The 23,675-nt window shown below is 71.1% G+C and carries 24 protein-coding genes and 1 pseudogene; 18 read left to right on the top strand and 7 right to left on the bottom strand.

The genetic code is table 11. The features are described from left to right. The first annotated feature begins 31 nt into the window (after positions 1 to 31). Positions 32 to 1,006 (top strand): NAD(P)-binding domain-containing protein, encoded by a 975-nt coding sequence (locus ABZ444_RS46190; protein ID WP_358010639.1) that lies wholly within the window; start codon positions 32 to 34, stop codon positions 1,004 to 1,006. Between the two features lie 11 nt (positions 1,007 to 1,017). Here the strand turns inward: ABZ444_RS46190 and ABZ444_RS46195 are convergent, their stop codons facing one another. Both ABZ444_RS46195 and ABZ444_RS46200 read right to left on the bottom strand, forming a co-directional pair. After that, positions 1,018 to 2,031, bottom strand: coding sequence for an NAD(P)H-binding protein (locus tag ABZ444_RS46195; RefSeq protein ID WP_358010641.1), 1,014 nt, complete (start codon positions 2,029 to 2,031; stop codon positions 1,018 to 1,020). A 23-nt stretch (positions 2,032 to 2,054) separates the two neighbouring features. After that, complete coding sequence (locus ABZ444_RS46200) at positions 2,055 to 2,762, bottom strand: MarR family transcriptional regulator (protein ID WP_358010642.1); 708 nt, start codon at positions 2,760 to 2,762, stop codon at positions 2,055 to 2,057. A gap of 226 nt (positions 2,763 to 2,988) precedes the next feature. On the opposite strand from ABZ444_RS46200, the gene ABZ444_RS46205 reads away from it, so the two are divergent. The 4 genes from ABZ444_RS46205 (at position 2,989) to ABZ444_RS46220 (ending at position 6,667) form a co-directional block, all read left to right on the top strand. Then, positions 2,989 to 4,161, top strand: coding sequence for a serine hydrolase domain-containing protein (locus tag ABZ444_RS46205; protein WP_358010643.1), 1,173 nt, complete (start codon positions 2,989 to 2,991; stop codon positions 4,159 to 4,161). Between the two features lie 69 nt (positions 4,162 to 4,230). Next, on the top strand, positions 4,231 to 4,653 hold the full coding sequence (locus ABZ444_RS46210; protein ID WP_358010644.1) for a spore-associated protein A: 423 nt from the start codon (positions 4,231 to 4,233) through the stop codon (positions 4,651 to 4,653). A gap of 525 nt (positions 4,654 to 5,178) precedes the next feature. Next, complete coding sequence (locus ABZ444_RS46215) at positions 5,179 to 6,378, top strand: MFS transporter (RefSeq protein ID WP_358010645.1); 1,200 nt, start codon at positions 5,179 to 5,181, stop codon at positions 6,376 to 6,378. 130 nt (positions 6,379 to 6,508) lie between these two features. Next, positions 6,509 to 6,667: a hypothetical protein gene (locus ABZ444_RS46220; RefSeq protein ID WP_358010646.1), complete on the top strand. Its 159-nt coding sequence runs from the start codon at positions 6,509 to 6,511 to the stop codon at positions 6,665 to 6,667. Between the two features lie 21 nt (positions 6,668 to 6,688). On the opposite strand, the gene ABZ444_RS46225 is transcribed toward ABZ444_RS46220, so the two are convergent. Next, positions 6,689 to 7,624: an NAD-dependent epimerase/dehydratase family protein gene (locus ABZ444_RS46225; RefSeq protein ID WP_358010647.1), complete on the bottom strand. Its 936-nt coding sequence runs from the start codon at positions 7,622 to 7,624 to the stop codon at positions 6,689 to 6,691. Between the two features lie 104 nt (positions 7,625 to 7,728). Here ABZ444_RS46225 and ABZ444_RS46230 point away from each other — a divergent pair, with 104 nt between their 5' ends. From ABZ444_RS46230 to ABZ444_RS46245, 4 genes and pseudogenes are all read left to right on the top strand, one after another. Next, complete coding sequence (locus ABZ444_RS46230) at positions 7,729 to 8,718, top strand: DJ-1/PfpI family protein (protein ID WP_358010648.1); 990 nt, start codon at positions 7,729 to 7,731, stop codon at positions 8,716 to 8,718. Positions 8,719 to 8,775: 57 nt separating this feature from the next. Beyond that, positions 8,776 to 9,297, top strand: coding sequence for a TetR/AcrR family transcriptional regulator (locus ABZ444_RS46235; protein WP_358010650.1), 522 nt, complete (start codon positions 8,776 to 8,778; stop codon positions 9,295 to 9,297). Continuing rightward, positions 9,282 to 9,581: pseudogene (locus ABZ444_RS46240) on the top strand (MFS transporter); the annotation flags it as partial. The gene ABZ444_RS46235 and the pseudogene ABZ444_RS46240, both read left to right, overlap by 16 nt. Before the next feature lie 61 nt (positions 9,582 to 9,642). After that, positions 9,643 to 9,933, top strand: coding sequence for a hypothetical protein (locus ABZ444_RS46245; RefSeq protein WP_358010651.1), 291 nt, complete (start codon positions 9,643 to 9,645; stop codon positions 9,931 to 9,933). On the opposite strand, the gene ABZ444_RS46250 is transcribed toward ABZ444_RS46245, so the two are convergent. Next, positions 9,930 to 10,883: a hypothetical protein gene (locus ABZ444_RS46250; RefSeq protein WP_358010652.1), complete on the bottom strand. Its 954-nt coding sequence runs from the start codon at positions 10,881 to 10,883 to the stop codon at positions 9,930 to 9,932. The genes ABZ444_RS46245 and ABZ444_RS46250 overlap by 4 nt on opposite strands. 153 nt (positions 10,884 to 11,036) lie before the next feature. On the opposite strand from ABZ444_RS46250, the gene ABZ444_RS46255 reads away from it, so the two are divergent. Beyond that, positions 11,037 to 11,669, top strand: coding sequence for a TetR/AcrR family transcriptional regulator (locus ABZ444_RS46255; RefSeq protein WP_358010653.1), 633 nt, complete (start codon positions 11,037 to 11,039; stop codon positions 11,667 to 11,669). A gap of 62 nt (positions 11,670 to 11,731) precedes the next feature. Beyond that, positions 11,732 to 12,313 (top strand): DUF1707 domain-containing protein, encoded by a 582-nt coding sequence (locus ABZ444_RS46260; protein ID WP_358010654.1) that lies wholly within the window; start codon positions 11,732 to 11,734, stop codon positions 12,311 to 12,313. An 8-nt stretch (positions 12,314 to 12,321) separates the two neighbouring features. On the opposite strand, the gene ABZ444_RS46265 is transcribed toward ABZ444_RS46260, so the two are convergent. Continuing rightward, positions 12,322 to 12,531 carry a hypothetical protein gene (locus ABZ444_RS46265; RefSeq protein ID WP_358010655.1) on the bottom strand — a complete coding sequence of 70 codons (210 nt, stop codon included), beginning with the start codon at positions 12,529 to 12,531 and terminating at the stop codon, positions 12,322 to 12,324. Positions 12,532 to 12,824: 293 nt separating this feature from the next. Here ABZ444_RS46265 and ABZ444_RS46270 point away from each other — a divergent pair, with 293 nt between their 5' ends. Both ABZ444_RS46270 and ABZ444_RS46275 read left to right on the top strand, forming a co-directional pair. Beyond that, positions 12,825 to 13,868: an alcohol dehydrogenase catalytic domain-containing protein gene (locus ABZ444_RS46270; RefSeq protein WP_358010656.1), complete on the top strand. Its 1,044-nt coding sequence runs from the start codon at positions 12,825 to 12,827 to the stop codon at positions 13,866 to 13,868. A 316-nt stretch (positions 13,869 to 14,184) separates the two neighbouring features. After that, complete coding sequence (locus ABZ444_RS46275; RefSeq protein WP_358010657.1) at positions 14,185 to 14,397, top strand: hypothetical protein; 213 nt, start codon at positions 14,185 to 14,187, stop codon at positions 14,395 to 14,397. Between the two features lie 30 nt (positions 14,398 to 14,427). On the opposite strand, the gene rph is transcribed toward ABZ444_RS46275, so the two are convergent. Further along, the gene (gene rph, locus ABZ444_RS46280) at positions 14,428 to 17,025 is read right to left on the bottom strand and encodes a rifamycin-inactivating phosphotransferase (RefSeq protein ID WP_358010666.1); all 2,598 of its coding nucleotides are present in this window, start codon (positions 17,023 to 17,025) and stop codon (positions 14,428 to 14,430) included. Between the two features lie 791 nt (positions 17,026 to 17,816). On the opposite strand from rph, the gene ABZ444_RS46285 reads away from it, so the two are divergent. The 4 genes from ABZ444_RS46285 to ABZ444_RS46300 are packed head-to-tail and all read left to right on the top strand — an operon-like array spanning position 17,817 to position 21,163. After that, a complete protein-coding gene (locus ABZ444_RS46285) occupies positions 17,817 to 18,347 on the top strand; it encodes an EF-hand domain-containing protein (RefSeq protein ID WP_358010658.1) in 531 nt (176 codons plus the stop codon). A 52-nt stretch (positions 18,348 to 18,399) separates the two neighbouring features. Continuing rightward, complete coding sequence (locus tag ABZ444_RS46290) at positions 18,400 to 19,470, top strand: isocitrate/isopropylmalate family dehydrogenase (protein WP_358010659.1); 1,071 nt, start codon at positions 18,400 to 18,402, stop codon at positions 19,468 to 19,470. Continuing rightward, complete coding sequence (locus tag ABZ444_RS46295; protein ID WP_358010660.1) at positions 19,467 to 20,252, top strand: isochorismatase family cysteine hydrolase; 786 nt, start codon at positions 19,467 to 19,469, stop codon at positions 20,250 to 20,252. Before ABZ444_RS46290 ends, ABZ444_RS46295 begins: the two co-directional genes overlap by 4 nt. Further along, a complete protein-coding gene (locus tag ABZ444_RS46300) occupies positions 20,207 to 21,163 on the top strand; it encodes an SAM-dependent methyltransferase (RefSeq protein WP_358010661.1) in 957 nt (318 codons plus the stop codon). The genes ABZ444_RS46295 and ABZ444_RS46300 overlap by 46 nt, the downstream gene beginning before the upstream one ends. A 337-nt stretch (positions 21,164 to 21,500) precedes the next feature. Here ABZ444_RS46300 and ABZ444_RS46305 read toward each other — a convergent pair whose 3' ends face one another. Beyond that, a complete protein-coding gene (locus tag ABZ444_RS46305; protein WP_358010662.1) occupies positions 21,501 to 22,394 on the bottom strand; it encodes a Gfo/Idh/MocA family oxidoreductase in 894 nt (297 codons plus the stop codon). A gap of 773 nt (positions 22,395 to 23,167) precedes the next feature. Between ABZ444_RS46305 and ABZ444_RS46310 the strand changes: the two genes are divergently transcribed. Beyond that, on the top strand, positions 23,168 to 23,675 hold a 508-nt coding region (locus ABZ444_RS46310; RefSeq protein ID WP_358010664.1), incomplete at its 3' end, for an amidase family protein.

Raw genomic sequence — 23,675 nt, forward strand, 5'->3', positions numbered from 1 at the left:
TACTTGAGAGAGTGTACGTGCTCCGGCCAGCATGAACCAGGCGCGCACCAGACCACATCGGTCCCCAGGACAGCGCGCCTTCTCCTCATCTCTGTGGCTGGAGCATGCATATGACTGCCAAGAACATGACACCCGTGACCGTCATCGGACTGGGCTCGATGGGCACGGCACGGCACTGGCCGAGGCCTTCGTCAGGGCCGGACACCCGACCACCGTCTGGAACAGGACCGCCGCCAAGGCCGCGCCCCTCATCGCCATGGGAGCCGGACATGCAAAGGCCATCGAGGACGCGGTGACGGCAAGCCCCCTGGTCATCACCTGCCTGACCACCTTCGAGGACACCCGGCTGGCACTGCGCCCCGCCGCCGCCTCGCTGCATGGACGGGCCCTGGTCACCCTCAACAGCGGTTCCCCGGCCGGCGCCCGCGAGACGGCCGCCTGGGCCATCGGCCACGACGCCCGGTTCCTGGCCGGCGCGGTCAAGAACGTGCCCTCGGCCGTGGGAGCCCCGGACACCCTGCTGTACTACAGCGGCGACAAGGCGACCTTCGAGGAGTTCGAGACGACCCTGAAGGTGCTGGGCGGCGACACCGTCCGCCTCGGCGACGAGGCCGACCTGGCCGCCCTGTACGAGATGGCGGTGGGCGCCATGCTGCTGCCGGCTCTCGCCGGCTTCTTCCAGGGCGCCGCCGCGGTCCAGGCGCGCGGGCTGGAAGTGAACACGATCGTGCGCTTCGCCGGCAAGTGGTTGGACATGATCAAGTCCCTGCTGCCGATCTACGCCAGGGAGATCGACAGCGGCGACTACACCGACGCCGCCTCCTCCGTGAACCTGTTCCTCGCGGGAGCAGCCCACGACGAGGACCTGGCCAAGGAGACGAACGTCGACACGGCCTGGCTCGCCCCGCTGCATGCCCTGGTCAGGCGGGCGGCTGAGGCGGGTTACGGCGATCAGAGCATCTCGGCCCTGACCGAGGTGCTCAGAAAGCCGGCGCGACAGCCGTGAGCGGGCTCGACTCATCGGTAGGAGTCGACAAGCCGTGCCAGATGCCTGCCGGCGATCTCCAGCGGTGCCTCGCTCTGGGACACCTGCGGCGACAGCTCCGCGCCTTCCAGCATTTGATCACGCTGTGGGCGAGGTCGTCCGCCATGTCGCCGGCGATGCCGGAGCGGCTGAGCTTGTCGCGGACCAGCCGTGCGCCAATTCTCGTAGACGTCCTCCGCGGCCTGCTGGATCTCGGGCACCCGGCCCGCGCTCTCCAGCGCCGTGGTGGTGACGGGGCAACCGTCCAGCCAGCCGGACTCCCGCAGCCCTTGGCCAGGTCGCGGGTGCAGGCGACGATCCGGGTACGGCAGCCGCACCGGCTCACCGCCCTTGACGGCCTGCGTCCACGACCAGCGGGTGTTGGTGGCGAACATCCCCGGACGGATGAAGGTCCAGGACAGCCCTGATTCCTCCAGGGCCGACTCCACGACGCGATGGTCCCGCGCGATGGGATTGCGGCCGACGCCGGGCTGCACCACCGCCCCGGACGACAACAACACCACGTGCCGCACCCCGGCCGACCGGGCGGCCGTCACGAACCCCTCGATGCCCGCCGGTTTGGCATGGAGAAAGACCTGCGAGGCGCCCGCCAGCGCGGCGGGCAACGTCTCGGGCGCGTCCAGATCCGCCGCCACACGGGAGGCGTCAGGTGTCCTGCCCGTCAGCCGGACCGGCCCGCGGGAGGCGGTCAGACCTGCGGCGACATGGCGGCCGACGTTCCCCCGGGCGCCGAAGACGACAGTGGGCATGGGCGTGGGCCTCTCCTGATCATCGGTGAGCAGCGCGACGAGCAGCCCCTGCTTGCCGCCGAAGTAGTAGGAGATGAGCTGCTGGTTGACGCCGGCCCGCGCGGTGATGCCCGCCGTCCGGGCCCCGGAGTAGCCCTTGGCCCCGAACTCGGCGACGGACGCGGCGAGGATGCGCTCCCGCGTGCCGCTCGCTGCCTGCGCGCGCTCGTCCGGCCCCGACCCCTCTGATGAAGGCATGCGGCCCACCCCTACTCAATCAATTATTTGAATGAGCCCTGCCCGCTCAGCCGCTTGGCGGCGTACGCCTGCCGCCACTCCTCGGCCGCCTGCAGCATGGCCTGGCCGACGTGGTCGAAGAAGTCGCCGATGTCCTGCAGCCGGATCCCGGCGGGCGAGGTGGCTCCGAGCGTCGCCGCTCCGTGGCGGGCGACGTCGGCCAGCACCGTGTTCTGGCGGGCGCTGGCCGTCCAGCCGCGGAACCAGGCGTCGGCGTCGATGACGTAGCGGTCGCGTCGCCGGCGCGGGTCGCGTTCGCGCCGGATCAGCTCCTGCCGTTCGAGCTCGCCGATCGCCTTGGAGACCGAGGCGGGGCTGACCTGCAGCCTGCGGGTGAGCTCGGCCGCGGTGGCACTGCCGCTGTCGGTGAGGTAGAGGCTGGCCAGGACGCGGGCGGTCATCCGCGACAACCCGGTGTCGATCATGACCGCGGTGAACTCCTCCTCCAGACCGGTGACCGCCTTACGGTCACGCGACCCAGGGTCCGCCGGACGTCTGCGGGCGCGGTCGCGGGTGGCCTGGTGCGCCTGGTCGGCCTGGTAGCCGTCGGGGCCGCCGTTGCGGGCCACCTCTCGCGTGACGGTGGACAGCGGCCGGTTCAGCCGGGCGGCGATCTCGGTCTGGGTCAGCCCTTCGGCCAGCCCCTCGGCGATCTGCCGGCGGTCCTGCTGGGTCAGCCTGCCTCCGGGCATCGGCGGCACCTTCCTGGTCGTACGCACACGGACGGGTGCAGTCTTGCATTCGCTTCCATATCATTGCAACTTCGGCGACTTGCGTTCATCGGCACACCATTGCAAGTAGCGCTAAATACCTGATGAACAGGCACTTTTCGATTGACAGTTTTGCGAATGCAAGTTAGCTTTTCCGTTGTCGCGAACATCAAGTATCGCGCCGGCCCACCCCTCGGAAGGAACCGACATGACCGCGTCCCAGTCCGCGAAAGCAGCGCTGCTCACCGCCGCGACCCTGGCCGCCACGGCCCTGCCCGCCACCGCCTCCCCCGCTCCTGGGCATCCCGGGGTGCAGCAGGTGCTCGACCGGACGGTGGCCGCCAAGCTCGCGCCCGGCATGGTCGCCGACGTCCGCGACGGCCGCCGCTCCTGGTTCGGCTCGGCGGGCGTGTCCGACACCGAGACCGGGCGCGAGCGCCGGCAGAACGAGCGGTTCCGCATCGGCAGCGCCTCCAAGGCGTTCACCGCCACCGTGGTGCTCAAGCTCGCGGCCGAAGGGAGGCTGAGCCTCGACGACACCCTCGACAGGCACCTGCCCGGCCTGTTCGACGGCAGCGCCTACGAACCCGGCAAGATCACCGTCAGGCAGCTGCTCAACCAGACCAGCGGCATCTTCGCCTACACCGACGACGAGAAGTTCTTCAACACGGGCGGCGGCGCGGAGTGGTTCAAGCACCGCTTCGACACCTACACCCCCCAGCAGCTGGTGAAGATCGCCCTGGCCCACCCGCCCACCGGCGAGCCGGGCGGGCGTTTCAAGTACTCCAACACCAACTACATCCTGGCCGCGATGATCGTCGAGAAGGTGACGGGGCGGACGTTCGAACAGGAACTCAACCGGACCGTCATCCGCCCCCTGCGACTGAACGGCACCTCCCTGCCCGGCGCCGACCCCGGGATCCGGGGCCCGCACCCCGTGCACTACTCCATCCTGTTCTCCCGCGACCCCCAGCCCACCGTCCACGACGCCACCCGGATGAACCAGTCCTTCGCCTGGGCCGCCGGCGGCCTCATCTCCACCACCACCGACCTCAACCGGTTCTTCGCCGCCCTGTTCGGCGGGCGCGTCCTGCCGGGCGCGCAGTTGCGCGAGATGCTCACGACCGTCTCCACCGAGGGGGCGGGCTGGATCCCCGGCACCCGGTACGGCCTGGGCATTTTCGAACAGAAGCTGCCCTGTGGCACCAGCGTGTGGGGCAACGCCGGCGCCACGTACGGATCGTGGAGCTACAGCATGGGCACCCGCGACGGCAGGCACCGTTTGACCACCCAGGTCAACGGTGACTGGGCGCCCCTGAGCGTCTTCAACGACGCCCTGGCCGCGGAGTTCTGCCCCTCCCCCGCCGCTTATGGATCTTGAGACATTCGAACATATGGTAAAAAAGGGAGTTAGATCATGACCGAAATGCCAGCAGATTGAAGGATGCCTGTGCTCAGGAAGACCCTCACGGCCGCCGCGTTCACCCTCGTCGCCGCCACCTCCCTCATGGCGATCCCGACGGCCGCGAACGCGGACGTCTACTGCGGCTCCGGATACAAGGTCGTGCACCAGAGCGAGATGCACAACTACACCAAGGTCTGGGGGACGGTGTACCTGACCTACAACAGCAGCACCGGCAAGAACTGCGTGACGGTCGTCAAGAGCAACTACGTCGGCACCAGCACCTGGACCAACGTCACGCTCACCGTCCAGGGCGGTAGCAGCTACGGCGTGAGCGAGACCGTCAAGTACTACGGCGGCCCGGTCTACGCGAGCGCCAAGGGCGCCTGCGTGAAGTACTCGGCCGTCATCGAGGCGCCCAGCGGCGCCCGCGCCATCGGCGGACGCTCCACGTGGGGCAACTGCGGCTGACCCGAACGGAACCGATCCGTCCACGCGGAGCACGGCCGCCCGGAGCCCGAACACCGGACGGCCGTGCCGCCACAACACCGGGACCCGAAACTCCCGCAGCCGCCACAACACCAGGCCCCGGAACCCCCGCCCCCGCCACGAAGCCAGAGCCGGGAACTCCCGGCAGGACACAACGGCCGGACCCCTGCAAGGCCATTCACCCCCCAGCACCCGCCGCTCGCAGCGCCCCGCGCACCCACGGCGACACCTCTTCGAGCCCGCGCCACCTGCAGCCCGCCCGCCCCGACAGCGGGGCCACCGCGCCGCGGCACCTGGCCCTCCAAGCCGGCTCCGGCCCGGCCGCACCCACCAGCGGCCCCTGGCCACCGACGGCCCGGAAGCCCTCGCCCCAGGCGCCCCTCCCCCTCCGCGACGACCGCGCGATCAACGCGCCCAAGCCGAATGCCAGCGTTTGCATTTATAACGCGCGTGCAACTATTGTCGAAGCTTGCAAGAAGCAGTAGCAATAGTAAGAAGGGTCGCGCGATGCCTCTCGCACTCCTCGCCCTGGCCATCGGGGCCTTCGGGATCGGCACCACCGAGTTCGTGATCATGGGCCTGCTGCCCGAGATCGCCGGCGACTACGGTGTCTCCATCCCCACCGCCGGCCTGCTGGTCACCGGCTACGCGATCGGCGTGGTCATCGGCGCGCCGCTGATGACGGTGCTCGGCACCAGGATCAGCCGCAAGACGATGCTGCTCGTGCTGGTGGGCCTGTTCGTGGCCGGCAACCTGCTGTCCGCGCTGGCGCCCGGGTTCGGCGTGATGCTCGGCGGCCGGATCGTGGCCTCGATGGCCCACGGCGCGTTCTTCGGCATCGGCTCGGTGGCCGCCGCCGACCTGGTCGCCCCGCACAAGAAGGCCGGTGCCATCGCCACCATGTTCACCGGCCTGACCGTCGCGAACGTCGTGGGCGTGCCGCTGGGCACCTTCATCGGGCAGGCGGTGGGCTGGCGCACCACCTTCGCGATCGTCGCCGTGCTGGGCCTGGTCGGCCTGCTCGGCATCGCCGTGCTCGTGCCCGCCATACCCCGACCCGAAGGCACCCGCCTGCGCCCGGAGCTGACGGCGTTCCGCAACCCGCAGGTGCTGCTGGCGATGGCGATGACCGTGCTCGGCTTCGGCGGCGTCTTCGCCGCGATCACCTACGTCGCGCCGATGATGACGCAGGTGGCCGGCTACTCCGCCGACGCGGTCACCTGGCTGCTCGTGCTGTTCGGCGCCGGCATGTTCCTCGGCAACCTGCTCGGCGGCCGGTTCGCCGACCGCGCCCTGATGCCCCTGCTCTACACCACCCTCGGCGGCCTCGCGGTCGTGCTGGCGCTGTTCACCCTGACCGCGCACGACAAGGTCGCCGCGGCGGCGAGCATCTTCCTGGTCGGGGCGCTGGGCTTCGCCACCGTGCCGCCGCTGCAGAAGCGCGTCCTCGACCAGGCGCACGGCGCGCCGACGCTGGCCTCAGCGGTCAACATCGGCGCATTCAACCTCGGCAACGCGCTCGCGGCCTGGCTGGGCGGCCTCGTCATCGCCGCGGGCCTGGGCTACACCGCCCCGAACTGGGTCGGCGCCCTCCTCGCCGCCGCGGCCCTCGCGCTCGCCTTCTGGTCCGCCGCCCTGGAGCGCCGCGCGCCCGCGCGGGAACCGGCCGGCGCCGCCGTCCCGGTTCCCGCGCTCGTCCACGACTGACCGTCCTGGCTTCGCATCCGTCTCACCGTTGGAGAATCATCATGAACGCCACCACCCTCACCCCGCTGACCACCGCCGACGCCGAGGCCCTGGTCTCGGCCGCCCGCACCGCCGCCGCGACGACCGCGCCGTGCTGATCTCCGGCGAGACCAGCACCCGCAAGGCCTACACCACCCTCCAGCTGAACGCCCCGACCGTTCACCTGATCGGCTCGATCGGCCTCGGCGGCGGCGCCCCCGAGCAGGACCACGCCTTCGCCACCGCCGCACTGGAGGAACTCCCCCGCTGACCTCGCGGTTCGCGGGCGAGGTCAGCGCGCGGCCGGTACGCTCCTCGCCGCGACGGCCATCTCCGTCAGGACGTCGTCGACCGGTGTCGCCGCGACGCCGAGGATCTCGACCGTCGAGGACGCGTCGAGCACGTTGGGCCGGTCGTACAGGTACAACATCTCGGGGAACTCGGCCATGATCGAATCGGTGCGCCCGATCTCCGCCAGCTCGCGCAGGGACATGCGCGCCAGCCGCGGCGCGGGCGCCTGGGCGGCTTCGGCCAGGCGCCGGGCGAGCCCGCGTACCGGGAGCTCGCTGGTGGCGGGCACGTGCCAGGCCCGTCCCCAGGACGCCTCGTTCCCCGCGGCGGCGATGAGCGTGCGGGCCGTGTCGCCGGTGTAGGACCAGCTGTGGGGCGCGTCCAGATCACCCGGATAGGAGACGGGCGCGCCGGCCAGCACCTGCGCCCCGACCATGAGCGTGAACGGCGAGTACGCGCCGGCGCCGAGGAAGTCGGCGGCCCTGACCTCGGTCACCCGGACCAGGCCCGCCTCGTGAGCGGCGAGGGCGTCCAGCCACATCCGCGCCCGGACCTGGCCCTTACGGCTGGTCGGCGCCATCGGCGCCCCGTCGGCGACGGGCCCCTCGACCGGCCCGTACCCGTAGGTGTTGCCCAGCATGACGTAATCGGCACCGCTGCGCCCGGCGGCGGCCAGCAACGCGGCGGCCAGCGACGGCCACTCGGCCGGCCAGCGATCGTAGGGCGGCATCGCGCAGTTGAACAGGACGGTGGCGCCCTCGGCCAGCTCCGCCAGCCGGGCGGCGTCGCCGGCGTCGGCGGACACGCGTTCGATCCGGGGATGGACCGGGCCACTGCCGCTCCGGGTGACCAGGCGGACCTGCTGCCCGGACTCGGCCAGCAGCCGGGCGGCGGCCGATCCGGTGGCTCCGGCGCCGACGACGACATGAAAGGACACGATCTTCTCCAAACACAGGGGACAGTGACACCGGTTGTCCACCCTGTCCCGCCGGCGATCAGTACGATAGTGGCCCGAATGCCAAGTATCTGGAGGTTCGGGCCATGCACCGTGTGGCCGTCATCGCCGTCCCGCCGGCCACGACGTTCGACCTGTCCATCCCTGAGCTGGTGCTCGGCGAGATGACCGTGGACGGCCGGCCCGGCTACGACGTCCGGATCTGCACCGCCGAACCCGGTCCCGTCGTGACCGGCGGCAGTCTCCACGTCACCGTCACGCACGGACTGGAGATCGTCGAGGACGCCGACACCGTCATCGTCACCGGAACGGGCGCCCGCGACGACGTCGACCCCCGGGTCCTGCGGGCCTTGCGCCGGGCGGCGGAGGCCGGCAGGCGCGTCGCCTCGATCTGCACCGGCGCCTTCGTCCTGGCGCGAGCGGGGTTGCTGGAGGGCCGCCGCGCCACCACGTACTGGGCCAGGTCGGAGGAGTTCCGCCGCCGCTTCCCGTCCGTCGACCTGCGCCCCGACGTGCTCTACGTCGAGGACGGCAACATCTGGACCTCCGCCGGCCTGTCCGCCGGCATCGACCTGTGCCTGCACATGGTGCGCGGCGACTACGGCGCCGCCGCGGCCAACGCCGCGGCCCGGCTGGTCGTGGCCGCGCCGGTGCGTCCCGGCGGGCAGGCCCAGTTCATCGCCTCCCCGTTGCCGCCCGAGACCGGCCTCTCGCTCGCCGCCACCCGGGCATGGGCGCTGGAGCGGCTGCACGAGCCCCTCACCCGCGCCGACCTCGCCGCCCACGCCCGCACCAGCGTGCGCACGCTGACCCGCCGCTTCCATGCCGAGACCGGCCACAGCCCGCTGCAGTGGCTGCTCCACCAGCGGGTGGAACAGGCCAGGGAGCTGCTGGAGAGCACGGACCTGCCCATGGGCCAGGTGGCCCGGCTCAGCGGCCTGGTCACCACGGACTCGCTGCGCCAGCACATCTCCCACCGAACCGGCCTGTCGCCCACCGCCTACCGTGCGGCCTTCACCCGCGGAACCCCGTCCGGCGCGCCCGGCATATTGCACCAATCGATGCAAAACCGGTAGCGTGCTCGTCTGGCGAGGCCGAGATCGTTCGACGAGGACCGTGCCCTGGACACCGCGATGCGCACGTTCTGGGCGAACGGCTACGAGTCCACCTCCACCAGAGACCTGTGCGAGGCGCTCGGCCTCGACCGCAGCAGCGTGTACAACGCCTTCACCAACAAGCGCGAGCTGTTCAAGCACGCACTGACCCGCTACATGGACGCCACCACCGCCGACCAGCTGCGCATCCTCGACGATCACGAGCTCCCGGCCATCGAGCGCATCCGCGCGCTGTTCGCCAGGATCCTGCGGACGGAGGCGGAGAACCGGCGCGACGGCCACGGCCTCGGCTGCTTGACCGTCAACACCACGATGGAGCTCGCCGGCCGCGACCCGGAGATCGCCCTGATGCTCGCCCGCGACGCCGAGCGCCGGGCCGCCGGCCTGAGCGCGGTGATCAGGAGCGGGCAGCGCGACGGCGACATCGGCTCCACCCGCGACCCCGCCGAGCTCGCCCGATTCGTCAACGCCGTGATCGCCTCACCGGCGTCGCCTCCCAGGCGTTCTTCGGCGTCGCCATCTCGGTGGCCGTCCAGCTGAGCCGCCCGGAGGTGCGCGGCCGCGCCCTCGCCGTCGTCCTGAACGGCTTGATGCTCGGCACCCTGCTCGGGCTGCCGCTGTCCACCCTGATCGGCGGGCAGTTCGGCTGGCGCGCCGCCTTCTGGGCCGTCGGCGCCCTGACCGTCCTCGCCGCGCTCGCCACGACGGCGGGCGTTCCCGGCCTCGGACGCGCCGGCCGCGACGGCGACCTCAGGCAGGAGATGGCGGTCTTCAGGAACGGCCGGCTGTGGCTGGCGCTGTCGACCAGCACTCTCATCATCGGCGCGACGTTCGCCGCCCTCAGCTACCTCAGCCCGATCCTCACCCAGGTCACCGGGTTCACCCATGAACCCGGCGATGGCCGTACGCATCCAGCGCGCCGGCGACCCGGGGCCGCTGGTCAACACCGTCCACGCCTCCTTCATCACCCTGGGGGTGATCATCGACTCGTCGGCCGGCGGGCTGGTCATCGACGGCTTCGGGCTGCGTGCTCCCCTCTGGCTGGGCGCCGGGCCGGCCGTGCTCGGCGTGCTGTCCCTGCTGCCCGAGCTCGGCCGCCGTACCGCGGCACGGGTGTCGGCGCCGGGCCGCGTCGTCCCTTGTCCGACCTCGCCCGCGGGGCAGGAGCGTCCCTAGGAGAACCAGCTTCCGCCGAGCTCCTGGACGGCCTTGCTGCCCTTGGGCACCAGCACCGCCTCGCTCAGCACGTTGTTGACGCTCTTGGCGTCGTTGAGCAGCGCGAACAGGAAGAACATGCCGCCACTCGCCGTACGGAAGCCGAAGACCGAGCCGCGGCCGGCGAACCCGACGTACATCCCCTTGTTGACCGCGGGGAACGCCTTGCGGCTGTAGCTGTCCTTGGCCAGGCGGTAGCCGGAGTCGCCCTCCTTCTTCCTGTCCCCGTTCCAGAAGTTGCGGTACTCCTCGGCCACGGCGGCCGCCATCGCGTCGTCCATGTCCGTGACGTAGCCGTCGGCGTCGAGCAGCGGCTTGGGCATCCGCTGGCCCCAGTGCATCGGGGTCACGACGGCCAGCCGGAAGGACTGCCCGGGAGAGCGCAGGAACGCGAGCAGGTGCGGGCGGCTGTGGCCCTTGGTGTCCCGGTAGGTCGCCTTCGCGATGAACCAGTCCCCGGCCGGTGGCTGCCGCTCCGGCCTGGGCACATAGATCGTCGGGGTGCCGGTCGGGTTGATCGGCTTGTGCGCCGGCTTCCATCCGAAGCCCTCCCGGCTGCGTTCCAGGACGCCCTCGTACAGGGCCCCTTCGACGAACAGCGCGTCGAGCCGGGCGTTCGACCGCCACCACTTGCGCTTCTTGAGCGCCGCGTTGTACTGGGCCACCCACGTGCGCATGGCCGTCCGGGCCCGGGGGACGGTCAGGGCCTCCGCCGTCGCCGAGGGAGCGGGGGTGGCGCTCGCGGGCGGCGTGGCGTCCGGCGACGGAGACCGAGACGGAGACGGCGAGGTGGCAGGTGGGGCGGCGCGGCTCGGCGTCGGCGGGTCGGCGGGTCGATAGGGCAGTCCCGGGATCGCGCCGCAACCGGCCAGGCTCAGCACGAGAGCCACGATCAGCGGTATCGCGCGCACCGACAATCCCCCCAAGACAGCGCAAAGACCTGACAAACACGAACATATCGGATGCGATCTGCCGCGCCGGTATCCACGCAGCTCAACCGGCACGCGCGGACCGGCGTGCGAGGACCTGCACCCCGTGGACCGGCGGACAATACACTGCCGGTCATGCCACCCAGACGCAGGCGCAGCCCTGCGGAATCACGTGCCGAGCTGCTGGCCGCCGCGGCCGAGCTGATCAGGGAACGGGGTCCGGACAACGTCAGCCTGCGGCAGATCGCCGAGGCCGCCGGGGTCGCCCATGGGCTCGTGTCCCACTATTTCGGCACCTACGCCGCCCTGGTCCGGGAGGTGCTGCGGGCCGAGAACGACCGGATCGAAGCCCGCGTACGCGAGCGCATCCAGGCCGAGGACGGTGTCCCCACCGCGGCGGGAATGATGGGCGTGCTCTTCGACACCCTGGCCGACGAACGCTATCTGCGCCTGTTCGTCTGGACCGAGATGCACGCCGACTACCGGGGAGCCGCGCGGCCGGAGCTGGTGGAGCTGATCGACACGATGGAGGCCGGGATCCGGGCCGCGCTCGCGGGACGGCCCACGCCCAGCCGGTCGCGCATCGAGGCGGTGGTCCTGGTGGGCCTGTCGGCCGCGTACGGGTTCGCGATCGGCGGCCGGTCGTGGCTGGCGGGCCTGGGGCACGATCCCGACGACCCGGCCCGCGAGGCGGAGTTCCGCGTCCAGCTCACACGGATGATGGGCGCCCACATGGTGGAGGAGTCAGGGCTGGAGCCGGCCGGCTGATTTGTTCTCCACTTGGAGAATAGGATGGTCCCGTCACTTCGACCACACGGACAGGACCGCGCATGCCCGAGCACCCCGACCTCATCCCCGCCCGGCCGGTACGCCCCTCCGACGAGGACCGCGAGCGGGCGGCCCGGCGACTCCAGGAGGCCGCCGCCGCGGGCCGGATCGAGCTGGCCGAGCTGGACCAGCGGCTCGGCGAGATCTACACGGCCCGCACCCAGGGCGAACTCGCGCACGCGGGCCGCGACCTCCCCGAACCGGCCAGGACGGACTCACTGGTCGTCCGGGACGAGCCCCACTCGCGCTTCGCCTTCAGCGTGTTCGGCTGGTTCAGCCGCAAGGGCCGCTGGATCGCCCCGCGCGTGTTCACCTCCTTGTCGGTCTTCGGCGGCGGCGAGATCGACCTGCGCGACGCCCGCTTCGCCGGCCACGAGATCCGGGTGCGCGCCTTCGCCCTGTGGGGGTACACCGAGGTCGTCGTCCCCGACGACGTCGAGGTGGAGGTCAAGGGCTTCGGGCTGTTCGGCGCGTTCGACCGGAGCGCCGTCAACAGGAGGCAGGGCGCGCCGCGGGTCGTCGTCAGCGGCCTGGCCCTGTTCGGCGGCGTCGGAACGAAGACCAGGAAGCCCGCCACCAGGTGAACCGCCCCTCAGGTACGGGGGATCTCCACCTCGCGCACGGCCGACAGCGCGGCCGGCGGAAAGTCCGGCCACTCCGGCCCGTGGTGCCCCTCACCCTGGAGGTACTTGTCGGCGAACGCCTGGGCGGCGGCCAGGACGGGCGGGCCGACGACGAAGTCGACGTAGTGGTCGGCCACCCGGACCGTGTCGCCACCCGCCCCACCCGGACCCCCGGGCACGGCAGCTCGCCGCGCAGGACGGTGACCCGCTCCCGAAGAGTTCGGCCCGCACTCACACGACCGGATCGTACCGGCGGAGGGTGTCTCCTGGGGACGGCCGGCCGCCAGGCCGGCCAGGGGCTTGGGCCGCTCCTCGGACGTGCCGCCGGGGTTCTCCGGGCTCGGCGCCACCGCCGCACCGGATCTCCGCAGCCTGGTGTATGCCCAGGTCAGGAGGGGAGGAGGCAGGAAGCCGGGACGCTCGGGCCCGCTCGCGAACGCCACCACCCAAGAACGAAATCGGAGAACCTTCGATGCGCGCAACCCTGATGTACGGCGCCGGCGACGTGCGCATCGAGCAGGTGCCCGACCCGGCCGTCAAGCTGCCCACCGACGCACTGGTCCGCGTCACCGCGTCCTGCATCTGCGGCAGCGACCTGTGGCCCTACGGCTCGATGAAGCCGGAGGACGGCCCCGCCCGGATGGGGCACGAGTTCATCGGCGTCATCGAGGACATCGGCTCGCAGGTGACCACCCTCAACCGGGGCGACCTCGTCGTGGCCCCGTTCGCCATCTCCGACAACACCTGCCGGTTCTGCCGCGAGGGCCTGCACACCTCCTGCGCCAACCCGCAGGCCGGCTTCTGGGACGCCGAACCGGACGAGGGCGGCCAGGCCGAGGCGGTACGCGTCCCGCTCGCCGACGGCACCCTGGTCAAGCTGCCCGTCGAAGCCGACTCGGCCCTCATGCCGTCCCTGCTGACACTCGCGGACGTGCTCGGCACCGGCCACCACGCGGCCGTGGCCGGCGGCGTCGACCGGCGCACCCGCGTCACCGTCATCGGCGACGGCGCCGTCGGCCTGCTGGCCGTGCTGTCGGCCAGGCGCCTGGGCGCCGAGCAGATCATCCTCATGGGACGCCACCAGGCCCGCACCGACCTCGGCCGCGAGTTCGGCGCCACCGACGTCGTGGCCGCCCGCGGCGAGGAAGGCGTCGAGCAGGTACGCGACCTCACCGGCGGCGACGGCACCCACGTCGTCCTGGAAGCCGTCGGCAACATGCCCGCCTACCAGCAGGCACTCGGGGTCGTCCGGCCCGGTGGCGTCATCAGCCGCGTCGGCGTCCCGCAGTACGACGACGCGCCGATCGGCATGGGCAGCCTGTTCCGCCACAACCTGCGCCTGGCCGGCGGCCCGGCCCCGGTCCGGGCCTACATCGGGGAACTGATGCCGGACATCCTGAACGGCGCCATCGAACCCGGCAAGGTCTTCGACGTCACCACCGACCTCGACGGCGTCCCGGCCGGCTACCGGGACATGGCCGACCGCAAAAGCCTCAAAGTCCTCATCACGCTCTGACCCTGCGAAGCTCACCCCGAGGCGCCGGCCGGAACAGGCAGAGCCGCGATCGACGCCGGAACACCACCTGCGGGCGAAGCCGCTGCCAAGCGGGAGGAAGGAAACAACCCCGCGAGGGACGATCCTCAGCCCGCCGCCCCACCCCGCCCGCCCCTCCCCCGCGCACGGTCGCCATACTGCAGAAGGCGCACGGTGAAGAGCCCCCTGGTGGCCTGAGCACAGACCACCACGGCACCTCCCGCCGACCCGGTGCTCCGGAGCCGCCGTCGGCCCGGAGCACCCGCGCCCACGACATCCACGACGTCGGAAGGCCCTGATGACAGCCGACCAGCCCATCTGCTGCCCCACCTGCAAGGGAGTCCTCCCCGGCCGGCAGCGCAGCGACTACACGGCCGCCCGCGGACGCCTCGTCGTCGTCAACGGCTACTGCCAGGGCCACTGCCCGGCCCCCGAACAGCCGCCCCGCCTCCAGGCCCCCGCCGACCAAGACCGCCGGCAGCCGCTGAACGTACCGGCCCCGGCGCTCTGACCCCGGCACACGAGACCGGGCCGCCGCGGCTCAGTCGAGGATCTCCACATACCCGTCGGTCCCGTGCACGCGGATCCGCTGCCCGTCCCGGATCAGCCGGGTGGCCCCCTCCACCCCCACCACCGCCGGCAGCCCGTACTCCCGCGCGATCACCGCCCCGTGCGTCATCAGACCGCCGACCTCCGTCACCAGCCCGGCGATGCCCACGAACAACGGGGTCCAGCTCGGGTCCGTGAAGGCCGTGACCAGGATGTCGCCCGCCGCCAGATCGGCCCGCGCCATGTCCAGCACCACCCGGGCACGGCCCTCGACGGTCCCTCCCGACACCGCCAGACCGGCCAGCGCCCCCGGTGGCACGTCCTCACGCTGGTACCGGCCGGCGAGCACCTCGCCGTCCGACGTGAGCACCCGCGGCGGGCGCAGCGTCTCCTGCCAGCGGAAGTCCTCCCGGCGCCGCAGGACGAGCTCGCCGTCCGCCTCTCCCGTGCGCACGACCTCCTGCAGCTCCTGGAACCGCAGGAAGAAGACGTCCTCCCGCTCCCGCAACACGCCCGCCCGGACGAGACGATCGGCCTCCCGCCACAACGCCTGCTTGTAGGCCAGATAGCGGCAGACCATGCCGTACTTGGGAAACTCCCGATATCCCGCGAACGTGCGCACCCGGGCGATCATCCGCTCGGTCTCCTGCGCCTTCCGCTCCCCGTCGGGCAGGGCCCGCAGGCGCGCCAGCACTTCCCGCTCCTTGCGCAGGGCCTCCTGACGCCCCTGCTCGAAACGCCGCGCACCGGCACCCGCCTCGAAATTCCGGACATTGCCGAGAATCACCGGAACGAGCATGGCGGGCCGCTCACTCCAGCGCGTCCGGGTGATGTCGATCTCCCCCGCACAACGCATGCCGTACCGATCCAGGAAGCCCCGGACGGCCTCGCCCGCCTCCTGGCCGCCGGGCAGCTCGCCCAGCTCCTCCAGGAAAGCGTCGCCCTCCCGCTCCTCCGCCACCACCCGCTGCAGGAACGCCACCACCTCCGCGTGCGGACGGATCACGTCCGCCACGTCCAGCAGCGCCAGCCCCATCTCCGACGTGACGTTGTGCGGCACGGACTGCGTCAGCACATCGGCCGCGTTCCGCTCCCCCAGCCACGCCTCCAGGTGATCGTTCAGCCACCAGGCGGCCTCCATCCCGGCCATGATCGCCTGGAAGCTCCGCGGGCCGAACAGCAGCCGCCTCAGCTCCGCGATGTCAGCCAGGATGAACTCGAACAGCTCCGGCCCGGACAGCCCCTCGATCCTGCGCCGCAACGCGGCCACGGACTCCCGGCCGTCCCGGACGAGCTCGGCGACCAGCTCCGGATCGGTCTCGATCGGCGCGGGCGGAGCAGCGGCAGGCGCGACACCCGACTCCTCCTCCGGCACCGCGCGGATGAAGTCGCCACGATCCACCACCGTCTGCAACGCGTCCCGGATGAGCGGATCGGACTTCCCCAACGTCCCGATGAGATTCGCCCGGCCCGCCGCCGTCGCCAGGACCGGCGCCACGTCCACGAACAACCGCCCGCCCGCCTCCGCCATCGGCCGCGAGGTCGTCAGCTGCCAGAAGGACAACCCCAGCGGCTTCATCGCGTCGGTCATCATCTGCTGATGGCCCACGGAGACATAGACATGGTTGTCCTGGTCGTCGGCCACCGGAACCGGGAACAGCGTCGTGATCGGCCGGCTCTGGACGACGTGGAAGTCCTCACCGGCCAGACACCACTCGATGTCCTGCGGCCGGCCGAACCACGCCTCGATCTGCCGTCCCAACCGCACCAGACGGACCGCCTGCTCATCGGTCAGAGCCCGCCGGACCGACCGCTCGGCCTCGACCGGCCCCTCCTCGGTACCGCCCGCCGGCGACGCCCGCACCACCCGTGCCTTGGCCCCGACCGACACGTCCACGACCCGGTCGTCACGCACCGTGTAGGCGTCCCCCGCGACCACGCCCGAGACCAGCGCCTCACCCAGCCCCCACACCGCCTCCACGACGGCGGCCTTCCGGTTCGACGTCACCGGATCCGCCGTGAACAGCACCCCCGCCGCGTCCGCGAACACCATCCGCTGCACGACCACCGCCATCCGCACCCCACGGTGATCGAACCCGTTACGACGCCGATAGACCACCGCCCGCTCCGTGAACAGCGAGGCCCAGCACCGCCGCACGTGCCGAAGCACCTCCGCCGGCCCCACGACGTTCAGGTACGAGTCCTGCTGACCGGCGAAGGACGCCGTCGGCAGGTCCTCGGCCGTCGCACTCGAACGCACCGCGCAGGCGGCCTGCTCCCCGAGCCGGGCCAGCGACTCCCCGATCGCCGCCACCAGATCGCCGGGCACCGGCGCGCCCTCGATGGCGGCGCGGATCTCCGCGCTCAGCGCGCGGACCGCCGCACGGTCGTCCGGATCCACCTTCGACAGCAGGTCGAGCTGGGCGTCGAAGGACGGCACCGCGGACACGACCCGCTGGAAGGCGTCGGTCGTGACGCAGAAGCCGTCCGGCACGCGGATGCCGTCGATCCGCGAGAGCTCGCCCAGGGCGACGCCCTTACCGCCGACGTCCGCGAGATTCGCCGCGTTGATCTGCCCGAACTCCAGCACGTAACCCAATTCCGTCGCTCCATCCTTCGTCGGGGTTGGTTCGCAACGGGCAGTATGAACGACTTTTCGAGGTCTCATGAGGGGCGGGGATCCGCTATAAAGTGAAAGTGAGGGCATGCTCCCCCGGCATCGAGCCCGACCGCCGATGTCGAACGGTCTGTACGCCTCCGATGGCGGACCTGCTCTTTTGCCGGCGAAGATCAGATTTGTTCCCGGCCCTCGCCTTTACTTCGTAGATTATTAGTAGCGGTCGCCGGCCGCAGGGTCGACTACCGTGGCGACGTCTTCGAGTCCTGCCGGGAAGAGCATTCCAGTGGGCCCGAGCGCGGCCCTCACGACCATTCCACACCGCTTGGCAGGCCCACCGCGCCTCGGGAACACCCCCGCCACGAGAAGGTGCCGCGCCGGGACGCGACGGTGACGACGACGCCCCCAGCGCACGCAATCACCAGAAAGGCGCCAAGGTTACCCCCATCCGGGACGCTCCTCCCTCCACCATCACCTCGGGACATGAAAAACTAGCGCCCGGGATACGGAAACACGGCGCTCCCGAACCGCGAGTCGCAAATCCCCATATACCAGGAAATATCCCCAACTTCCCGGCGCTCCCCGCGCGCCACGGGTGCGGAAATCGCATGAGTTCTCCACTTTTGTCGCCCAGCGAGGCTTTCTGGCGAATTATTCCAAATGCGGGATTTTGCGTTTCCCTCGCCGCCAAAGACCTGGTCACCCGCGTGCCAGGTTCCGTTATAGAGTCTGCACCCGGACCCCGCCGAAGAAAGGTGACAGGCATGCAAGACGCGGCCATCGACCGAGTAAAGCTCATCTTCACCCTGTTCGACGCCGACGGCACCGGTTATCTTGAGGCCGAAGACTTCGACCGCATGGCCAACCGCGTATTGGCGGCTTCCCCTCGTTCCACAGAAGCCGCCAAGAGCGCGATCAGTGACGCTTTCCGTCGTTACTGGACGACTCTTGTCGAGGAACTCGATTTGGACAAAGACGGCCGCATCAGCTTCGACGAGTACAGCGCGTGCGTCCTTTCCCCCGAGCGCTTCGACGACGCGCTGACCGACTTCGCCGAGGCGCTGGCCGAACTGGGTGACCCCGACGGCGACGGCCTCATCCACCGCACCGATTTCATGGCGCTCATGACCGCCATCGGCTTCAAGCGGCGCAATGTCAACACTCTCTTCGACGCGTTCGGCCCCTCCCAGGACGACCAGGTCAAGGTCCCGGTCTGGGCCGAGGGCATCAAGGAGTACTACAGCCCCGAGAAGGCGGACATCGCGGGCGACCTCCTGCTCGGAGAGTCCAGCTGACGGCCGCCACGAGCCGGTGCGTCCGGCCTTCGACGACGAAAAGGGAGCAGTAGTGGAACCAGTCATCGGACTTGCCATCGGCCGGGGAACGGGCCCCGAGCTCGCGGCCGTCTTCGAGCGGGTGCTGGCCGGGATCGCCGACGCCTGTGGCACGAAGGTGGCCCTCACCCGCTCTGAGCGGATCTATCACTCCTACGTGTCCTTGAAGGCCGGCGCGGAGGCCGAGGAGATCCGCGAGAGCACGCGGCAGGACGCCGACCACTACACGCACTTCTGCCGTTCGCTGGCGGCCGCCGGGGTCCCTGCCGTCTTCCGTACGGCGATCAACGCCCAGTCGCTCTACCTGGTCCGCCAGCGCCTGCAGGCGGTGAAGATCGACGCCATCACCACGGCCGGGGCGTCGCTGCTGCTGGTCAGAGACCAGGCCCAGGGCTTCTACACCGGCGAGAACGTGCATCTTCCCGGCGCGCTCGTCCGCACGATGACCTTCACCAGGGAGATCACCGAGAAGGTCATCGCGCTGGCCGTGCGCCGGGCCCGGCAGGAGTGGCCCGACGGCCGCATCGACGAGATCGTCATGGCCTACAAGTTCCACCTGCTCGACGGGGCGCTCGACGAGTGGGTGGCCGAGAGCGCCGCGCGCCACGGCGTGCAGATCGGCCTGTTCCAGCCCGACACCGTGAACCGCAACCTCATCGAACGCGGGCCCCGCCCCCGCACGGTGATCATCGCGGGCAACGAGTGGGCCGACATCATGCACGTGGTGCTGCTCGACCGCTTCGGCTCCGAGCGGCAGGAGAACCGCTGCACCGAGAACGTCTACCTGCATCCCGACGCGTGCGGTCTGGTCGAGTACCAGACCGTGCACGGCTCCGCCGACGACCTGGCGGACACCGGGAGGGTCAATCCGGTGGCCACGGTCCGGGCCGCCGCGGCCATCGCCGAGCGGCACGCGGGGTGCGCCGGAGCGGTGCGGATGGTCGAACGCGCCCTGATGGCGCTCGACCGCCACGGCGTCGCCACCCCTGACGCCGGCGGACGACACTCCACCACCGGCGTGGTCGACGCCCTCCTCGACGCCCTGGAGCCCGTGGCCCGCCCGGTCCTGATGGCGGACTCATGACCGCCGAGCAGCCCGAGCCCTTCGAGGAACGTGCCATTCGGAGCAGCGGGGAACACCAGGAACCTGCCGGCCTGGCCGCCGAGGAGCACCAGTCCTCCAGCGAACGTGCGGCCCTGGTCGTCGTCGACCTGCAGAACGACTTCTGTACCGGCCCCACCGCCCGTGCCCGTTACGCCGGTGACCCCGCGGCTCTGGAAACGGCCGCGGCCAACACGGCCGAAGCCCTCGCATCGGCGCGAGCCCGCGGCATGGACGTGGTCTTCGTCCGGTTCGTCGGTGACGCCGAGCATCAGGGGCCGAGCTGGCGGCGACGCGACCTCGCCCAGGGCAAACCGCTCAAATGCCTTGAAGGCACCTGGGGCGCGCAGTTCCACAAGGTCGAGCCCGCGCCTGGGGAGCCGGTCTTCACCAAGTGGGCCTGCTTCGACGCCTTCCTCAGCGAGGGCTTCGAGCGGCACCTGCGCGGGCGCGGCATCGTCCGCCTGGTGTTCGCCGGCCTGTACACCGACGTCTGCGTGGACACCACCGCCCGCACCGCGTTCCAGAAGGGCTTCCACATCACGGTGCTGACCGACTGCACCGCCAGCCGCTACCTGCCCGACTCGGAGATCCTGCGCTTCATGGCCGCCCTCTACGGCGCCCATCTCACCTCCCACGACGTCCCAGGCTCGTGGATCCCGGAACAGGAGACCGCCGCGGTGTCAGCGGCCGGTCGACCGGCCCGAGAGGAGAGCACGTGCCGGACAACCGACAGCTCGAGATCGACAGCGGCGTCGGCCTGACCGCGCTCATGGTCGCCGCCGCGCGGGCGATCGAGACCCACCGCCCCGACTCGCTGGCCGCCGACCCCTACGCCGAACACTTCGTACGCGCCTCCGCCGCGTCGGCCGCCTGGCCGACCCGTCCACAGCACGTGCCCGGCGGCGACGCCAACCCTCTCTGGGGCAGGCTCGGGCGCTACTTCGGTCTGCGTACCCGGGTCCTCGACGACTTCCTGCTGCGCGCGGCCAAGGCGGGCATCCGGCAGGTCGTCCTGCTCGGCGCGGGGCTCGACACGCGGGCTCTGCGGCTCGGCTGGCCTCGGAGGCAGGTCGTGTACGAGATCGACCGGCCGGGTGTGCTGGCGTTCAAGGAGCACGTGCTCGCCTCGCTCGCCGTCGAACCGTCCGCCCCGGTACCGGTCGTCCCGGCGGCACGGCGCCGGGTGGTCGCGGCCGACGTGGGCGACGACTGGGCCGGCGCGCTGCTGAGCGCGGGCTTCGACGCGAACGCGCCGACCGCCTGGCTGGCCGAGGGGCTCCTGCTCTACCTGGATCCGGAGGTCGAACGGCGGCTCCAGCGGACCATCGACGTCCTGAGCGCCGAAGGCAGCGTCCTGGCGTTCGAGGCCAAGCTCGGGCTGGGATCGCCGGCGGTCCGCGCCAACCCGGTCTATGCGGCGACCAAGGCACAGATCGGCGTGGATCTGCTCGCGTTGTTCGACAGGAAGCCGCGTCCCGACTCCATCGGGCTGCTGAGGGGGCGGGGCTGGGCCACCACCGTCCGTACGCCCTTCGACTTCACCCTTCAGCACGGTCGAGGTCCCCTCCCCGAACCCGACGACGCCTTGGCCACCAACCGCTGGGTGTTCGCCGACAAACCACGACAGAGCCACGTGCTGGGCGTCTCCGTGCCGACGTTCCGCGACTGCTGACGGCCGGATCCGGCACAAGCCACGACCAGACGGCGATGCCCCGCCCATCAGGCGACCGCGGACGGCGGGGCGGCCGCGGAGGGTGGGGCGACGGCCGCGGACGGTGGGACGGCCGCGGACGGTGCGTGGGGACGGCGCATCGGGCGCGGCAGCCCAGGTCGCGGGGGCCGCGCCCGCCGGCGGACGGGCACGGTGGCCCAGGCTCTGCGGACAGAGACGGTGGGCGGATGGAGACGACGTCCCATGTGCGGCGGCCGGGACATGGCGGCGTGGGTTGGGGTGGGGGGCGGGACTTGGTGCTTGGTGTCCGCCGGGTGGGGCGATGGTTGGCGTGGTTTCAGGTGGTGGGTGTGTGTTCTCGTGCCGAGATCAGGATGTCCAGGATTGCGATGGTTTCGGCCCACGGCACCGGGTTGGGGCCGCCGCGCACCATGCTGAGGAACGCCTCCATCGTCCGGACGTATCCCAGGTTGTGGACCGGGTCGGGGCCGCTTTCGATCACGGCCGACTCGCTGCCGTGCCGACTGTGGAGGGTCACCGTGTAGGCGTTGTCGTCCGAGACGCCCAGGATCTCGACCGTTCCGACGGTCCCGTTCGCCCACTGCAGCGCCAGGACGGCGGCGTCCTCCGACCTGAGTGTCCGGTAGTGCCGTCTGGCTCCGGCCGCCCCGACCAGGCGCACGTCCGGGCCCAGCAGGGCGACCAGCGGCTCGACGCCGTGGATGCCCATGGTCACCATCGTCCCGCCACCCTCGCCGGGTGTGTCCTGCCAGGCGTTGTAGCCGTCGGCCCACTGGCCCACGTCGTGCCGGACCGTCGCCCGTACAGACAGCACGTCCTGTGCGTCGGCGCGGACCCCGGCGAAGGCGGGCGCGAAACGCAGCACCGAGCCCGACATCACCCGATCGTGCACCGGCAGCCGGCGCAGGGCGTCGAGCTGCTCCCTGGTCGCGGCGGCGGGCTTGTTCACGAAACACGGCACGCCGGTCTCCAGCACCCGTTCGAGCGCGGCGGGCACCTGCGGGTTGGGCAGCGTCAGCACGACGCCGTCCGGGTTCGCTGCCAGCAGCTCGTCGAGGGCGCCCGCCACCATCGCCTCGGGATGCTCCTCGGTGAAGCGCCGCAGCCGCTCGGCGTCGGGCTCCCAGACGGCCAGCTCGGCGTGGCGGGCGAGGGTGCGGGCGTCGGTGTACGGATGGCTGGTGGCGAGCCCCGCGAGCGCGATGCGCACAGCTTTCCTCCAAATGGGCGATATTTCGGGAAATGATCCACATCATGTCAGGGCCGCGGGAACCGCTCCGCCCCCCTCAGGGGGTGAACCCACTCCTGAACCTCAGGGGCGAACGCGGTCCTGGAGCACAAGGGCAGCCCCACTGCTGATGTCCAGAAGCGAAGCCTTTCCTACGGCATCAGGGCAACCCACTCCTGGCCCCAGGCGAACCCAGTCCTGGAGCGCCAGGACGCCCCCACTGCTGATGTCCAGAAGCGAGGCCATTTCTACGGCACCAGGGCAACCCACTCCTGGTCGCCAGGAGCCAGCCATTCCTGGAGCATGAGGGCAACCCGACTCCTGGTCCTCAGGAGCGAAGCTGCTCTCGGCCTCCGGTTCGGGAGCGGTCGGCCAGGGGGCGTACAGCCGGGCCGGGCCGTAGTTTGTGGTTTCCGGTCGCAGTCGGTGAGGGTACGCGAGCCCTGCTCGGCGTGGAGGGGCCGTCGTGGCCGGCCGTCCTGCTCTCCGGTCCGAGCATCATCGTCCTGAGCGAGGTGTTCGTGCCGCACAGGTCGGCCATGAGGAACCCGGTCGCCTGCCCCTGGCGGAAAACTCGGTGGACCTGGGGGGCCGGTCGCTGCGAGCATGGCCGGTGATGTACCGAGCGTAGGAACACGTCGATCACCGGCAGGGGGACGGCCCAGGAGCCGTCACCCCCTTGTCGGCAACTCTCTGACTCTTCCCTCAGACGATCGACGTGCGGGCGCCCGAGCGCGCCCGGAGAAGGGCTTTCCATGGACATCCATGAGTACGCCAGGTACGACGCCACCGGCCTCCGCGACCTGATCAGGACGGGCGAGGCCGGCGCCGGCGAGGTCGAGACGGCGGCCCGCCAGGCGCTGGCGCAGGTTGACGAACATGTGAACGGGCTGGCGCTGCCGGTGTTCTCGCCGGCGCTCGACCACGCAGCCGACGGCCCCTTCGCGGGGGTGCCGTTCCTCATCAAGGATCACGGGCCGGTGGCCGAAGGGGTGCCGTTCACGCTGGGAAGCCGGGCCTATCCCGGCGTCCTCGCCCGGCGCGACACCGACCTGATGGCGCGGTTCCGCGCCGCCGGCCTGGTCACGCTGGGCCTGACCACGGTGCCTGAGCTGTGCGTCAGCTTCACCACCGAGCCCGTGCGCTACGGGCCCGTACGCAACCCCTGGGACCTCGACCACGGCAGGCGCCCCGGTCTACGACCACGGCAGCACCTTCCTGATGTGGTTCGCCGGCGCCTGGGCCCCGCGGATCGACTCAGGA

Origin of the sequence: Nonomuraea sp. NPDC005730 (genome assembly GCF_040630865.1) — a bacterium.
In the GTDB taxonomy this organism is placed as follows: domain Bacteria; phylum Actinomycetota; class Actinomycetes; order Streptosporangiales; family Streptosporangiaceae; genus Nonomuraea.

Excerpts from the sequence above, each read along its gene's own strand:
- ABZ444_RS46190 (WP_358010639.1), top strand. The coding sequence starts at position 32 with ATGAACCAGGCGCGCACCAGACCACATCGGTCCCCAGGACAGCGCGCC.
- ABZ444_RS46195 (WP_358010641.1), bottom strand. The coding sequence starts at position 2,031 with ATGCCTTCATCAGAGGGGTCGGGGCCGGACGAGCGCGCGCAGGCAGCG.
- ABZ444_RS46200 (WP_358010642.1), bottom strand. The coding sequence starts at position 2,762 with ATGCCCGGAGGCAGGCTGACCCAGCAGGACCGCCGGCAGATCGCCGAG.
- ABZ444_RS46205 (WP_358010643.1), top strand. The coding sequence starts at position 2,989 with ATGACCGCGTCCCAGTCCGCGAAAGCAGCGCTGCTCACCGCCGCGACC.
- ABZ444_RS46215 (WP_358010645.1), top strand. The coding sequence starts at position 5,179 with ATGCCTCTCGCACTCCTCGCCCTGGCCATCGGGGCCTTCGGGATCGGC.
- ABZ444_RS46230 (WP_358010648.1), top strand. The coding sequence starts at position 7,729 with ATGCACCGTGTGGCCGTCATCGCCGTCCCGCCGGCCACGACGTTCGAC.
- ABZ444_RS46235 (WP_358010650.1), top strand. The coding sequence starts at position 8,776 with ATGCGCACGTTCTGGGCGAACGGCTACGAGTCCACCTCCACCAGAGAC.
- ABZ444_RS46245 (WP_358010651.1), top strand. The coding sequence starts at position 9,643 with ATGAACCCGGCGATGGCCGTACGCATCCAGCGCGCCGGCGACCCGGGG.
- ABZ444_RS46255 (WP_358010653.1), top strand. The coding sequence starts at position 11,037 with ATGCCACCCAGACGCAGGCGCAGCCCTGCGGAATCACGTGCCGAGCTG.
- ABZ444_RS46260 (WP_358010654.1), top strand. The coding sequence starts at position 11,732 with ATGCCCGAGCACCCCGACCTCATCCCCGCCCGGCCGGTACGCCCCTCC.
- ABZ444_RS46270 (WP_358010656.1), top strand. The coding sequence starts at position 12,825 with ATGCGCGCAACCCTGATGTACGGCGCCGGCGACGTGCGCATCGAGCAG.
- ABZ444_RS46275 (WP_358010657.1), top strand. The coding sequence starts at position 14,185 with ATGACAGCCGACCAGCCCATCTGCTGCCCCACCTGCAAGGGAGTCCTC.
- ABZ444_RS46285 (WP_358010658.1), top strand. The coding sequence starts at position 17,817 with ATGCAAGACGCGGCCATCGACCGAGTAAAGCTCATCTTCACCCTGTTC.
- ABZ444_RS46295 (WP_358010660.1), top strand. The coding sequence starts at position 19,467 with ATGACCGCCGAGCAGCCCGAGCCCTTCGAGGAACGTGCCATTCGGAGC.